At 43.1% G+C, this 13,877-nt stretch carries 12 protein-coding genes; 9 read left to right on the top strand and 3 right to left on the bottom strand.

All coding sequences use genetic code 11. The features are described 5' to 3' along the window. The 4 genes from CVP05_RS04070 to CVP05_RS04055 form a co-directional block, all read left to right on the top strand. Nucleotides 1-2,349 (top strand): YadA family autotransporter adhesin (locus CVP05_RS04070; RefSeq protein WP_207761347.1); only part of this gene is annotated, 2,349 nt, incomplete at its 5' end. A gap of 71 nt (nt 2,350-2,420) precedes the next feature. Beyond that, nucleotides 2,421-3,506, top strand: coding sequence for a hypothetical protein (locus CVP05_RS04065; protein ID WP_100288303.1), 1,086 nt, complete (start codon nt 2,421-2,423; stop codon nt 3,504-3,506). Between the two features lie 17 nt (nt 3,507-3,523). Then, on the top strand, nt 3,524-4,747 hold the full coding sequence (locus CVP05_RS04060; RefSeq protein WP_100288302.1) for a glycosyltransferase: 1,224 nt from the start codon (nt 3,524-3,526) through the stop codon (nt 4,745-4,747). A gap of 36 nt (nt 4,748-4,783) precedes the next feature. Further along, entirely contained in the window at nt 4,784-5,545 is a 762-nt protein-coding gene (locus CVP05_RS04055; protein ID WP_100288301.1) for an OmpA family protein, read from the top strand. Nucleotides 5,546-5,965: 420 nt separating this feature from the next. On the opposite strand, the gene hflC is transcribed toward CVP05_RS04055, so the two are convergent. Both hflC and hflK read right to left on the bottom strand, forming a co-directional pair. After that, nucleotides 5,966-6,853, bottom strand: coding sequence for a protease modulator HflC (gene hflC / locus CVP05_RS04050; RefSeq protein WP_100288300.1), 888 nt, complete (start codon nt 6,851-6,853; stop codon nt 5,966-5,968). Further along, complete coding sequence (hflK, locus tag CVP05_RS04045; RefSeq protein WP_100288299.1) at nt 6,853-8,121, bottom strand: FtsH protease activity modulator HflK; 1,269 nt, start codon at nt 8,119-8,121, stop codon at nt 6,853-6,855. Before hflK ends, hflC begins: the two co-directional genes overlap by 1 nt. Before the next feature lie 193 nt (nt 8,122-8,314). Here hflK and CVP05_RS04040 point away from each other — a divergent pair, with 193 nt between their 5' ends. The 5 genes from CVP05_RS04040 to pheA all read left to right on the top strand — a co-directional run bounded on the left by CVP05_RS04040 (nt 8,315) and on the right by pheA (nt 12,361). After that, on the top strand, nt 8,315-9,085 hold the full coding sequence (locus CVP05_RS04040; RefSeq protein ID WP_100288298.1) for an amino acid ABC transporter substrate-binding protein: 771 nt from the start codon (nt 8,315-8,317) through the stop codon (nt 9,083-9,085). Continuing rightward, the gene (locus CVP05_RS04035; RefSeq protein ID WP_100288297.1) at nt 9,069-9,785 is read left to right on the top strand and encodes an amino acid ABC transporter permease; all 717 of its coding nucleotides are present in this window, start codon (nt 9,069-9,071) and stop codon (nt 9,783-9,785) included. Before CVP05_RS04040 ends, CVP05_RS04035 begins: the two co-directional genes overlap by 17 nt. 9 nt (nt 9,786-9,794) lie before the next feature. Then, nucleotides 9,795-10,562 carry an amino acid ABC transporter ATP-binding protein gene (locus tag CVP05_RS04030; protein ID WP_100288296.1) on the top strand — a complete coding sequence of 256 codons (768 nt, stop codon included), beginning with the start codon at nt 9,795-9,797 and terminating at the stop codon, nt 10,560-10,562. 209 nt (nt 10,563-10,771) lie between these two features. Beyond that, nucleotides 10,772-11,092 carry a ribosome-associated translation inhibitor RaiA gene (raiA, locus tag CVP05_RS04025; RefSeq protein WP_100288295.1) on the top strand — a complete coding sequence of 107 codons (321 nt, stop codon included), beginning with the start codon at nt 10,772-10,774 and terminating at the stop codon, nt 11,090-11,092. A gap of 108 nt (nt 11,093-11,200) precedes the next feature. After that, a complete protein-coding gene (gene pheA / locus CVP05_RS04020; RefSeq protein ID WP_100288294.1) occupies nt 11,201-12,361 on the top strand; it encodes a prephenate dehydratase in 1,161 nt (386 codons plus the stop codon). 56 nt (nt 12,362-12,417) lie between these two features. Here pheA and tdeA read toward each other — a convergent pair whose 3' ends face one another. Then, nucleotides 12,418-13,815: a toxin/drug exporter TdeA gene (tdeA, locus tag CVP05_RS04015; RefSeq protein ID WP_100288293.1), complete on the bottom strand. Its 1,398-nt coding sequence runs from the start codon at nt 13,813-13,815 to the stop codon at nt 12,418-12,420. Between the last annotated feature and the right edge of the window lie 62 nt (nt 13,816-13,877).

Raw genomic sequence — 13,877 nt, 5'->3', positions numbered from 1 at the left:
AAAGGCGATACCGGTGCAACAGGCGCTGCTGGCCCTCAAGGTGAGAAAGGCGACACAGGCGCGACTGGTGCAGCAGGCCCGCAAGGCGAAAAAGGCGATACCGGCGCAACTGGCGCAGTTGGTCCACAAGGCGAGAAAGGCGACACAGGTGCAACCGGTGCAGCAGGCCCGCAAGGCGAGAAAGGCGACACAGGTGCAACCGGTGCAGCAGGCCCGCAAGGCGAAAAAGGCGACACCGGCGCGACTGGCGCAGCCGGCCCGCAAGGTGAGAAAGGCGACACCGGTGCAACGGGTGCAGCCGGCCCACAAGGTGAGAAAGGCGACACCGGCGCAACTGGCGCTGCAGGTCCGCAAGGAGACAAAGGCGATACCGGTGCAACTGGCGCAGCCGGCCCACAAGGCGAAAAAGGCGATACAGGCGCAACGGGTGCAACTGGCGCAGCCGGCCCGCAAGGCGAAAAAGGCGATACTGGTGCAACTGGCGCTGCAGGTCCACAAGGAGACAAAGGCGACACAGGCGCAACGGGTGCAGCCGGCCCGCAAGGCGAGAAAGGCGATACCGGTGCAACAGGTGCAGCAGGCCCGCAAGGTGAGAAAGGTGATACCGGTGCAACTGGCGCGGCAGGTCCACAAGGCGAGAAAGGTGATACAGGCGCAACGGGTGCAGCCGGCCCGCAAGGCGAAAAAGGCGACACAGGTGCAACTGGCGCAGCTGGTCCACAAGGTGAGAAAGGCGACACCGGTGCAACTGGCGCTGCCGGCCCGCAAGGAGACAAAGGCGATACCGGTGCAACTGGCGTAGCTGGCCCGCAAGGTGAGAAAGGCGATACTGGCGCAACAGGCGCAGCTGGACCACAAGGTGAGAAAGGCGACACCGGCGCAGCTGGACCTCAAGGTGAGAAAGGTGATACCGGTGCAACTGGTGCTGCCGGCCCGAAAGGAGACAAAGGCGATACTGGCGCAACTGGTGCTGCCGGCCCGCAAGGTCCGAAAGGTGATCAGGGCGATCAAGGTCCTAAGGGCGATACTGGTGCAACTGGTGCTGCTGGCCCGCAAGGTGAGAAAGGCGATACAGGCGCAACTGGCGCGGCAGGTCCACAAGGTCCGAAAGGCGATCAGGGCGATCAAGGACCTAAGGGCGACACCGGCGCAACTGGCGCAGCAGGTCCGCAAGGCGAGAAAGGCGATACCGGCGCAACTGGTGCTGCAGGTCCGCAAGGTGAGAAAGGCGACACAGGTGCAACCGGCGCTGCTGGCCCGAAAGGTGATCAGGGCGATCAAGGTCCTAAGGGAGATACTGGTGCGGCTGGACCTCAAGGGCCACAAGGTGTGGCTGGGACTTCAGTGGAAACCTATTTCCATGTGAATACCGGCGACGTAAGTCAGGCAGCGGGTAATCCGAATAGCAATCTAGGTCCAATAGATAGCAAAGGTGGCGCAACAGGTGTGAAAGCCATTGCGATTGGTGTAAATGCTAAAGGCACAGGAGAAAGTACTGTGGCAGTGGGCAATGGCGCTAAAGCGACGGGTGCGTTTGCGGTGGCTATCGGACAGTTTGCCGATGCTGAAGGCGCAAATAGCGTGGCCTTAGGACACAACGCCAAAGCCAGTGCAAATTCAGTCGCATTAGGTGCTAACTCAACTACCCAAAGCACGGCGACTGATCAAACCGCAGGAGCTGGCCGTTATGAGGGTAATGACATATTGAAAGAGCTGAATAACGGCATTGCGCAACTTGCCGGCGCAGAAGCTTCTGGCGTGGTGTCAGTGGGCGATGTGGGCAAAGAGCGCCGTATCCAAAATGTCGCCGCAGGGAAAGTGAGCAAAGACAGTACGGATGCGGTCAATGGTAGCCAGTTACACGCCTTAGCCTCAGCGATTAAAAATGGTACGGCAGGTCTTGTACAACAGGCTAACCCGACCAACGGCGGCGGCAATAACCCGATTTCGATTGGTAAAGATACGGGTGGTACGCAAATCAACATTACCAATAAAGACGGCGAAAACCGTCGTATAAGTGGGGTGGCAGATGGCGTAGCACCAAATGATGCGGTGAATAAAGGTCAGCTTGACCGTGCATTAGGCGCTGCGAATAAACGTATTGACAAGCTCGATAAAGAAATGAAAGGGGGCGTAGCCAGTGCGGTCGCCATCGCCAGCATGCCACAAGCCTATAAACCGGGTCAAAGTTTAGTGGCTGCGGGTGTGGGGCATTATAAAGGACAATCCTCAATTGCCATCGGCGTAAGCCGCGTAAGTGATAATGGCAAAGTTATCCTAAAACTTAACGGCGGTGCATCACAAAATGGTGATGTGACGGTAGGTGCTGGCGTAGGCTTTGCATGGTAATGAGTTAATGTCTGCCTCTTATGCGTGGTGGTTTGCTGTCGCGCATAGGAGGCGAATAACAGGAGACAATAATGAAAACAAAAAATCGGATTTTATTGCGCCGTTTTGTAGGCATAAGTGCGGTGCTTTTTAGCACAGTTTTTATGGCACAGGCCACAGCCGTTGGCAAGGAAGGGGAAACCTCAAATAAAAGTAGCCTGACACAGAGGCAGATGGATCAAAATGCAGCGTTATTGACCAATTATCAACAAGCCAAAATTGCGATTAAATTTGAGGGAACGATCTCTGATTTTGCGCAACGTTTGGCGGATAAACTACAGGTGGGGTATTTAGCCTATCAGTTTTCCCCTGATGAAGAGATTGTGTTAGAACAAGCGGACTCTCAAAATATTGCGCATTTATTACAACAGGTCAACCCGCAGTTAGAATCCCAGCAATTAGGCTTAGCAGTGATTAATCAACGGGTATTCTTAACTTTAACCGATAAGGCGGTAAATGTGACCCATTTATGGGTACCAGAGAAGAAAAGTTACTTTGGTAATCCGGTGTTTGATGCGCAGGGTGGGGTATCTGCGCCAGATAATGCGATACCGTCCGTACCGAAACAGCTTGAGCCTATTGAACAAACTAGCTCAACACAGTCCGCTGATTCAACGCAGGAAAGAGGGATAATTTCTACAGAGGTGGCAGCAGATGAGGCTTCAACCAAGCCTGACGTTTCAGAGGCAAAGGATACGGGATCTGCTGCTGGCGAGGATACGCCATTTGATGCCCAAGAGATTAGCGAATCTGCTATCCCTGTGTCTAACCTAAGCCCAGAACAACGGGCTAAGGAGCAAAAAGGGATCGAGGACATTCTAAAAGTGAGCCAAGATGCCAAATTGATTGCGCAATATACCCGACGCGCGCAGCCTATTTATGTTGTGCCAGACAAGAAAGCATTACGGTTAGAAGCCATAAAAAGTACGAAAATCAGTACGTTTTTAGTGTTTGAACAAGGCGTGGATGTGAACCAATATGAGTTTGATGGTCGTTTCCAAAAAATTGCCAAACTGGATAATTTAGTGGCGATCTTACATCGCCAGCAACAACCGCCCGCAGTGATTACGGTGATTACGCCAGATAAACAAAAACAACTGATTACTAAAACACGCTAAATGCTAAGGAGTGTGTTATGACGCGTATTTGTTTAAATATGATAGTTAAGAATGAAGGGGGGATTATTCGCGAAACGCTGAACAATATACTTGCGCATATCCCTCTGGATTATTGGGTCATTTGTGATACGGGTTCAACAGATAATACGAGAGAAGAAATCGTCGATTTTTTTACAGCACGGCAAATTCCGGGTGAATTACATCAAGATGATTGGCAGGATTTTGCCCATAATCGTAATTTGGCTTTGCAGCGTTGCGTGGGAAAGAGCGATTATGTATTGATATTTGATGCTGATGACCGTTTCGAAGGGCATATGGAGTTACCGACATTAAGCCATGATATGTATTATTTACAGTTGAGTAATGGCGGTGGTGGGCATGTGACTTATTATCGCGCGTTGTTAGTGAAAAATCATGGGCAATGGTATTGGCGCGGGGTGCTGCATGAATTTTTAGCTCTCCGCCAATCAGGGGATATGAATATCGGTTATATCAAAGGGGATTATGTGGTGGTGTCGGGACGGTTTGGTGCCCGTAGCCAACAGGCGAATAAATATTTGCAAGATGCCCATATTTTGAAAAAAGCCTTTGAGGGGCCGGATGATGAAGATTTAAAACCACGCTATGCCTTTTATTGTGCGCAATCTTATCGAGATGCAGGGCATTATGAGCAGGCAGCCAAATGGTATTTAACACGAATTCAATTGGGACAATGGCGTGAGGAAGTCACTTGTGCTTATGAAAACCTTGGCCAATGTTATGCGGATTTAAATCTGGAAGATAAAGCCTTGATGACCTGGCTAAAAGGTTATGACTACGACCCAACGCGGATAGAGTGTTTGTATTTTGCTGTAAAACACTTAAGACAGCATGGACACTGCCGCTTGGGCTATCAGCTTGCTAAGTTAGCCAAAGCGACACCTTATCCTGAGGAGGACGTATTATTTGTCAAAAGCCGTATTTATCATTTTTGGATCGATTATGAATTATCGATTTGCGCGTATTATGTGCAGGATTTTGCCTTAGGCTATCAATGTTGTAAGCATGTATTGGCGAATAATCCACCTAATAATATTGCCCAGACCACAATCAGTAATTTGAAATTTTATAAACAGCATGCTGCCGAAGATAGTCGGGAAAATGTACAACAGTTACTTGCTAATATACAGCGGGTATTGCCACCTAATCCTTCGACAAGCCAGCAGTTGTTGCTGAACTATTTTAGTCAATATCTTGAATGATGTGATGAATGAAATTAATTAACTAAGGACAAACTTATGAAAAAAATAAATATATTGACCGCACTTTTTGCCATTGTATTAACAGGCTGTGGAAATTTAAGTCAAGTGAAGCAAGATGGCACAACGGATAATCCGGTTTGGCCGACAATTGAATCGGCGGGGATTAATCAGAGTGGTACTCAAGAAGGGATTTGGCCAAATTGGGATAATGTGAATCAAATTGAAAAAGGTATGAATAAAGCCCAACTTTATTATTTACTGGGTGAGCCACATTATAACGAGGGAATGTTTGCCGTACGAGAATGGAATTATGTGTTTAATTATCGTGAGAAAGGCGAACATAAAATTTGTCAGTTTAAAGTGTTATTTGACCATGATATGAATGCACAAAGTTTTTATTGGAAACCGGCCGGCTGTCGTCAGTCAGGTGATAACACGGGAGTAGGGCGCTATGAACTATCTGGCGATTTTTTATTTGATTTTAATTCGGCAAGTTTGAGTGAACAAGGGCGAATGGTGCTAGATAGTATGGTGAATAATTTACATTTACAGGATAAAACGGTGATGGTAGAAGGATTTACAGACCGTTTAGGCAGCGATGCATATAATCGACGTTTATCCCAGCGCCGAGCAGATGCGGTGAAAATGTATTTTATGCAAAAAGGCATGAAAGACTCACAAATCATAGCAGTAGGGCGTGGCAAGGAAAAACAAGTTATTGCCTGTGAACATCAGCAAGGACAAGCGCTAAAAGATTGTTTACGCCCAAATCGCCGTGTTGCGTTGTCAGTATTGTAATTTAAGTAGAAAATCTTGTAGGGCAGGTTTGCCATATTTGGATTGTGGGACGTATGCAATACGCCCCTAATTTCCCTCCCTAACCCCAGCCGCAAAGCGGCTGAACCATGCGTAACCGGGTACGGCTTGCCGTGCCCGGACGATAGGGAGAGGTTTGCCATATTTGGATTGGGGCGTATTGCATACGCCCCTAATTTCTATACGTAACCAGGTACGGCTTATCGTGCCCGGACGACAGGGAGAGGTTTGCCATATTCGGATCGTGGGAAAATTGGTGGTATTTGGATCGTAGGCAGGTTTGCCGTATTTGGATTGGGGGGCGTATGCAATACGCCCCTACAAGGAAATTAAAAATTCCGTTTAAAATCAATTGGTTATATGGTGTAGGGGCGTATTGCATACGCCCCTAATGCCTCTTATTTAGTTCTTCGGTGCTTGCATAAAGCGGAAGAATTCGCTGTTTGGCTTTAATAGCATCATATTATCACCGTTGGCAAAGCTATTCTCATAAGCTTTTAGGCTACGAATGAAGCTATAGAATTCAGGCTCTTGACTAAATGCATCTGCATAAACCTTCGCCGCAGCAGCATCACCTGTACCTCGTAGTTCTTGTGAGGTTTTATTTGCATTAGCAAGAATAAGGGTGACTTTACGGTCAACATCAGCTTGAATAAAGGCGGCTTTTTCTTTACCTTGTGAGCGATGTTCACGTGCTACCGCATCACGTTCCGCACGCATACGTTGGTAAATAGATGATGAAACTTCATCTGGTAAGTTGATTTGTTTCACGCGAACATCAATTACCTCAATACCTAATTCCGATGTGCTGTCTTGTCCGGTATTTAAAGCACGTCTTGCGCCCGCCATTAATTCGCCACGCGTACCAGATACGATATCTTTAATGGTTCTCGAACCAATTTCAGAACGTAGGCGATCGTTGACTTTACGGCGTAATAGATTGGAAGCTTGGGTATAATCGCCGCCGCCAGTTGCGGTATAGAAACGGCCAAAATCGCTAATACGCCATTTGACATAAGAATCCACTAAGAGATCTTTTTTCTCAACAGTTACAAAGCGATCGGCTTGTCCGTCAAGGGTGCGGATACGCGCATCTAATACTTTTATACCGTCAATAAATGGAATTTTAAAGTGTAAACCCGGTTCATAAACAACGACTTTGTTATCCGCATCACGATGAACTTTGCCAAAACGAAGCATGATACCACGTGATCCTTCATAAACCACCACGATACTGGAATATAAAATAGCGATAATAACTAAAATAACTGGGAATAAAAATTTACGCATTAGTTAAATCTCCCTTGACGACCATTGCTTGTATTATTTTCAGTGGTGTGTGGTTGATAAGTAGAAGCCTCCGTTTTCCGTTCTATGGTTTTCGGTGGTTGTGGTGTTGATTCTGGTTCTGTTTGTGGCGCAGGTGTTTTACCACGTAAAATTTGCTCTAACGGTAAAACAGTTAAATTATTGCCATTACCTGAATCCATCATGACTTTTGGTGTATTTGCCATGACTTTTTCCATCGTTTGAATATACAAACGTTCACGGGTTATTTCTGGCGCTGCACGGAATTCTGGTAGTATACGTTGGAAACGTTCTACTTCCCCTTGAGCATCTAGGACAACTTGATCTTTATAAGCAGTTGCTTGTTCAATCATACGTTGTGCTTCACCACGTGCGATAGGCTCACGCTCACGAGCATAGGCTTCTGCTTCACGGATATAACGTTGTTCGTCTTCTTGTGCTTTAATAGCATCATCAAAAGCGTCTTTCACTTCTTCAGGCGGGCGGGCTGATTGGAAGTTTACATCAATCACTTCAAGTCCCATATCATAAGGTTCTATAATTTGATTGAGTGCTTTCCAGGTATCTTCACGCACGACGGAACGTCCTGTTGTTAAAATATCATCCATAGACATGTGACCAATGACATAGCGCAACGCACTGTCTGTTGCTTGGTTTAAGCTGTCGTCGGCATTGGTGACACTAAATAGATATTTCGCCGGATCGTTAACACGGTATTGTACGGTCATTTCCACTTTCACCATGTTTTCATCTTGTGTCAACATTGCGCCTTGTGTTCTTAACTCTTTGACTTGTTCGACGTTAACGGGGATTACCGTGTCAATAAAGGTTGGTTTCCAGTTTAAGCCGGGTTGAACAATAGAGTGTAAATCACCAAAACGCATGACGACACCACGCTCGGCTTCTTTTACCGTATAAAGTCCACTCACACCCCAAACGATTGCACCAATGACGGCAGCAATAGGTAATAATTTTTTAAACCCTACCGGAGTACTGCCTTTTTTATTGCCATTGTTATTGTTGCCACCTAATTTTTTTAATAAGCTACTAAAGACTTCTTCTAAATCAGGTGGATTTTGTTCATTGCGATTTTGTTGGTTATTTTGGTTGTTATTTCCCCAACTATCTTGGGTATTTTGTTTACCCGAATCGCGATTTGAATCGTTGTTATTGTTATTTGAGTTTGGCGAGTGCCCACCACTTTGTCCCGGCTTGCCCCAAGGATCTTGATCTGACATATTGTTCTCCATTGATTAAAGACAGTTTGTTACAGAGTTTAAACAAAATCTTAATGTAAGTCTAACGGTATTTTGGGGCGATTGTATGTGATTTCAAGAGGTTATAATAAAAGGTTATAAATCATGTCGGATTATTATTGCCTATTATGAAAAAATCCTCTTATAATGACCGCACTTTTACATGATTTTAACAAAAGGAACGACTATGAAATTATTAAAAACATTATTATTAAGCGCGGCAGTGGTATTTGGCGCGCAGGCAGCCCACGCTTCTGCTTTGGCTGATAGTTTAGCAAAAACAAAGACAATTCGTGTGGGGACGGAAGGCACTTATGCGCCTTTTACTTTTCATGATGAGAGTGGAAAATTAACAGGATATGATATTGATGTGACTAATGAAGTGGCAAAACGTTTAGGTTTAACGGTGGTATATCAGGAAACCTTGTGGGACGGTATGTTTGCTGGTTTGAATGCGAAACGTTTTGATGTGATTGCAAATCAAGTGAGTGCAACACCTGAGCGTGCTAAAAAATATACCTTTTCTGAACCATACAATGTATCACGCGCGGTCATTGTTACTCGTGAAGATAATAATAAAATTAACACCTTTGCTGATTTAAAAGGGGTAAAATCTGCTCAGTCAGCGACGAGTAACTATACAGAATTGGCTAAGAAAAATGGTGCAGAATTAGTGATTGTTGATAGTCTTGCGCAGAACTTAGAATTAGTTAAACAAGGCCGAGTAGAGGCAACTGTAAATGAACAAATTGCGGTTTTAGATTATTTCAAAAAGCATCCGAATGCAGGGTTAAAAATTGCAGTGAAAAATGATGAGACCATCGGTTCAGTTTTCACTTTCTTACAAGGTAATGAAGATGTTGCTGAGCAATTTAGCAAAGCCCTTGCCGATATGCGTGCTGACGGTACTTTAAAAGCTCTTTCTATTAAGTGGTTTGGCGATGACATCACTCAATAATTTATTGGCACAACTCCCTTTTATGACCGAAGAGCGAGCTGATCTAGCGATCAGCTCGTTTTGGCCTATGTTGGAGGCGACTATCGTTAACACTATTCCGTTGGCGGTATTGTCTTTTATGGGAGGATTGGTGATTGCGACCTTAGTAGCGCTGGTTCGAACCATGCCGTCGAAATCGTTTTTGCACCGAGTTTTGGTGGGATTTTGTCGCGTTTATGTGTCCATTATTCGAGGCACGCCACTTTTAGTTCAAATCTTTATTATATTTTATGGCTTGCCAAGTTTGGGGCTAACCCTCGATTCTTTCCCAACAGCGATTATTGCGTTTTCATTAAATATCGGGGCATATGCTTCAGAAACAATTCGTGCGGCAATTTTGTCTATTCCGAAAGGGCAATGGGAAGCCTCTTATGCGATAGGTATGAATTATCGTCAAGCATTTGTACGGACTATTATGCCGCAAGCAATGCGTGTTTCTGTTCCTCCATTAGCAAACAGTTTTATTAGTACCGTTAAAGATACTTCGTTGGCTTCATTGGTGTTGGTGACGGATTTATTTCGGGTGGCACAAAATATTTCTGCGACCAGTTATGAATTTATTTTGGTATATGGTGAAGCCGCTTTAATTTATTGGATTGTATGCTTTGTATTGTCCTTGTTGCAAGAACGTTTAGAAGTGCGTTTATCTCGCCATATTTAGGATTGTATTATGTTAGACATTAAAAATATTCATAAGCATTTTAAAGGTAATGAAGTACTTAAAGGGATTGATTTATCGATTGAAAAAGGCGAGGTTGTCGCGATTTTAGGTCCGTCTGGTTCTGGCAAAACCACTTTTTTGCGCTGTTTAAATTTATTGGAGCAACCTGATCAAGGCGCGCTACATTTTACGGATGGGAGTTTGGATATTAATTTTGCGGAAAAAATAACTAAAGCTAAAGAGCTTCAATTACGCCGTCGCTCTTCTATGGTATTCCAGCAATATAATCTGTTTCCTCATCGCACTGCGTTAGAAAATGTCATGGAAGGCCCGGTTGTGGTACAGAAGAAGAGCGTTGCGGAGGTTCGTGAGCGTGCATTAAAATTATTGGCCAAAGTTGGATTACAAGATAAAGCCGATTTATATCCTTCACAGCTATCTGGCGGTCAGCAGCAGCGCGTAGGAATTGCGCGAGCATTAGCCGTTGAACCGGATTTGATTTTATTAGATGAGCCAACTTCTGCCTTAGATCCTGAATGGGTTGGTGAGGTGTTGCAGGTATTGAAAATGTTGGCTGCAGAAGGGTGGACAATGATTATTGTTACTCATGAAATGCAGTTTGCGAAAGATGTTGCGGATACGATAGTGTTTATGGATGGTGGGGTTGTGGTTGAAAAAAATAATGCAAAAGATTTTTTTGATCGGCCTCAGCAGGAACGTACAAAGCAGTTTTTGATGCAGACGAAAGCGGTGGAATTTGAAGATTATTGTATCTGATTATGTCATTGTGTGGCGGTTGATATCCTTTCAAATATAACATGTTTAAATAAGAAGAAAAGGGCTTTTTTTAAATTCTGGAAGATAGATCATATTTATTAAATTTTTCATAAAAAGGGGTTGAAAAGTTGGATTCAGATGACTATGTTGTAATTAAGGATTAAATAGAACAGTGATATAGCTGTTCACTAACTTAAGAGGTAAATACTATGACTCTAAATATTACAAGTAAACAAATGGATATTACCCCAGCAATCCGCACTCATATTGAGGAGCGTCTAGCCAAATTGGAGAAATGGCAAACTCAACTAATTAATCCCCATTTTATTTTGAATAAAACGCCAAAAGGTTTCGCAGTAGAGGCTGCAATAGGTACACCATTAGGTGATTTATTTGCCAGCGCAGAGGGCGAAGATATGTATAAAGCGATCAACGATGTTGAAGATAAGTTAGAGCGACAACTCAATAAATTACAGCATAAAGGTGAGTCTCGTCGCGCTAATGAGCGTTTAAAGGATTCTTTTGAATAATAATAGATTATTATTAGATTAAGCCCGATTATTCGGGCTTTTTTCTGCTTGAGTATTTTGATTGAAGCCCCTACAATGCGATTATAGATTTATTTTTAGGAAAACACTATGTCTTTGGATTTGATCGAAATACGCCAACAAATTACACAGATTGATCGTAGTTTATTAAAATTATTGTCGGAGAGACATCGTTTGGCTTTTGATGTGGTTCGTAGTAAAGAGCTCACACAAAAACCACTGCGCGATGTTGAGCGTGAACAACAATTATTACAAGAATTGGTTCAGTTTGCGGAAAATGAGAATTATCAACTAGAAGCCCAATATATTACCCAAATTTTTCAAAAAATTATTGAAGATTCGGTTTTAACTCAACAAGTTTATTTACAAAAAAAATTAAATGCCGAACGAGAACAGAATATTCATATTGCTTTTTTAGGTAAAAGAGGATCTTATTCTCACTTAGCCTCCCGTAATTATGCGACACGTTATCAAGAACAATTAGTGGAATTAAGTTGTGAATCATTTCAACAAGTTTTTGAGCGCGTTCAAAACGGAGAAGCGGATTATGGTGTTTTGCCACTAGAAAACACGACATCTGGTTCGATTAATGAAGTATATGATTTATTACAGCATACGGATTTATTTATTGTTGGAGAACTGGCCTATCCGATTAAACATTGTGTATTAGTGTCCGAGCAAGAAGATTTAAGTAAGATTGATACCTTATATAGCCACCCACAAGTTATTCAGCAATGTAGTCAGTTTATTCAGACCCTTGATCGCGTACATATTGAATATTGTGAAAGCAGTTCTCATGCTATGCAGTTGGTTGCGGGCTTGAACAAGCCAAATATTGCAGCATTAGGGAATGAAGATGGGGGGAATTTATATGGTTTACGCGTATTGAAAAGCGGTATCGCCAATCAGGAAAATAATATTACTCGCTTTATTGTGGTTGCCAAAAATGCGGTTGCTGTTTCGCCACAGATTCATACTAAAACCTTATTACTCATGAAAACAACTCAGCAAGCAGGGGCGTTAGTCGATGCTTTGACCGTGTTTAAGAAGCATAATGTTATTATGACTAAACTTGAGTCTCGTCCTATTTATGGTAAACCTTGGGAAGAAATGTTCTATTTAGAAATTGAAGCGAATACTAATGATCCAGATACGCAACAGGTTCTAGCGGAATTAAAAGAATATAGTACATTTTTGAAAGTATTAGGGTGTTATCCTAGTGAGATTGTGAAACCTGTGGAAATATCATAAGATTCAAATGAGCAAAGCAGGCTATTGGGGCGTAGTATACGCCCCAAATTATTTAATTAACGAGTGATAGCGGAGTGATATCCACCCATTGCACTATATACCGCATTTTCAGCCTGAATAAGATTATATTTGGCATTTAAAATCGACAGCTGTGATGTTTTTTCCGTATTAAGCGCAGTTAACCATTCTCTTAGTTCAGAGACCCCCGCATCATAGCGATTTTTGTAGTATTGGCTAATACGTCTGTCATAGTTATATTTCTGTTGTAGGTTAGCAAAGTTTTGTTCTGCTTGCGTATAAGCAAAATAATTCGTATCAATCTCGTTTAGGGATTTTGTGATTGATTGCTCAAAGTTTAATTTTGCAGTTTCATAAGCCGCTTCAGAAATTTTGACATTCCATTTTACGGTATTCCAGTTTAAGAATGGTAATGAAATATCAATGGTTCCTCCCATAATAGGGGTGTTAAATGCATTGCTGACCTTATTGCCTGCTGAGCTTAACGAGCCGCCAAGTGTAATGCTTGGGAACCAGCTTTTTTGCATGGCTTTGGCATCTTTAAATGCACTTCTTAAACGATATTCATAGGCTTTTACATCTGGTCGGTTAGCAATCGTCGATACTGGAACATTTAAATTTACCCCTGCCGGTTTGACATTCAAAATATTTGGATATGTCACCGCTAATGCATCATTAGGTTTTAAATTTAATAAATCACGTAACGTTTGTTCAGCGGTTTTTTGTTGTGTTTGTAAGCTGATTAAATTATTACGAGCAGAAAGAACAGCCTGTTGAGCTTGATCTGTACTTGCTGCATCTGCTACGCCATAGCGTAATTTATTTTGCATAACATTGTTAATATCACTGTAGTATTTAATGCTGTCTTGAGTTGCTTTGATAGCATCATTCAAATAAGCCAGCTGATAATATGTGGTGATTACGCTGTTAATTAATGATAAACGCGCGGCAGATAAATCTTCTAATGTGGCTTTATGTTCCCATGCTCCTGCGTTTGCGGCATCGGCTAGACGGCGCCAGAGATCTAAAGTATAGCTAACTCCTAAAGTCGCAGAATGAGAAATGGTTGATGTGCCCTGTGAACTGCCTGGCGATGTGCCATTATCATTCAGATTTTTACTTGCAGAGGAACGAGTAGAACCATTAAAAGCTGGTACTAAATTGGCGCCAAGTAAATTAGCGTTATATAAGGCACGATTAACAGCAATGGCAGCTTTTGCAAGATCTTTGTTATTTAATAAAGCTTGCTCAACAAGGCGGTTAAGAGTTGGATCACGATAGAGTGTCCACCAATCTTCATTAACATTATATTGTTTGGTAATCGCTTCATATTGTTGGAAGTTTTCTTCTGTTGTTCGGTAGGAGTCATCAATATTTGCACAACCTACAAGGGCAACAGAGAGCAATACTGCTACGGTAATTTTATTTAAGTTCATAAATTATTCTCTATTTTTTTAGTGGATAAATCATTACAGGTATAAAAGTGCGGTCAATGATT

The sequence above is a fragment of the Conservatibacter flavescens genome (assembly GCF_002795425.1).
GTDB lineage: Bacteria > Pseudomonadota > Gammaproteobacteria > Enterobacterales > Pasteurellaceae > Conservatibacter > Conservatibacter flavescens.
The sequence above is the reverse complement of the archived record's forward strand: the minus strand, read 5'-3'. Positions and strand labels throughout refer to the sequence as shown.

What these genes read in the sequence shown, in the direction of transcription:
- CVP05_RS04055 (WP_100288301.1), top strand. Translation starts at nt 4,784, where the DNA reads ATGAAAAAAATAAATATATTGACCGCACTTTTTGCCATTGTATTAACA.
- CVP05_RS04035 (WP_100288297.1), top strand. Translation starts at nt 9,069, where the DNA reads ATGACATCACTCAATAATTTATTGGCACAACTCCCTTTTATGACCGAA.
- pheA (WP_100288294.1), top strand. Translation starts at nt 11,201, where the DNA reads ATGTCTTTGGATTTGATCGAAATACGCCAACAAATTACACAGATTGAT.
- CVP05_RS04030 (WP_100288296.1), top strand. Translation starts at nt 9,795, where the DNA reads ATGTTAGACATTAAAAATATTCATAAGCATTTTAAAGGTAATGAAGTA.
- CVP05_RS04040 (WP_100288298.1), top strand. Translation starts at nt 8,315, where the DNA reads ATGAAATTATTAAAAACATTATTATTAAGCGCGGCAGTGGTATTTGGC.
- CVP05_RS04065 (WP_100288303.1), top strand. Translation starts at nt 2,421, where the DNA reads ATGAAAACAAAAAATCGGATTTTATTGCGCCGTTTTGTAGGCATAAGT.
- raiA (WP_100288295.1), top strand. Translation starts at nt 10,772, where the DNA reads ATGACTCTAAATATTACAAGTAAACAAATGGATATTACCCCAGCAATC.
- CVP05_RS04060 (WP_100288302.1), top strand. Translation starts at nt 3,524, where the DNA reads ATGACGCGTATTTGTTTAAATATGATAGTTAAGAATGAAGGGGGGATT.
- hflK (WP_100288299.1), bottom strand. Translation starts at nt 8,121, where the DNA reads ATGGAGAACAATATGTCAGATCAAGATCCTTGGGGCAAGCCGGGACAA.
- hflC (WP_100288300.1), bottom strand. Translation starts at nt 6,853, where the DNA reads ATGCGTAAATTTTTATTCCCAGTTATTTTAGTTATTATCGCTATTTTA.
- tdeA (WP_100288293.1), bottom strand. Translation starts at nt 13,815, where the DNA reads ATGAACTTAAATAAAATTACCGTAGCAGTATTGCTCTCTGTTGCCCTT.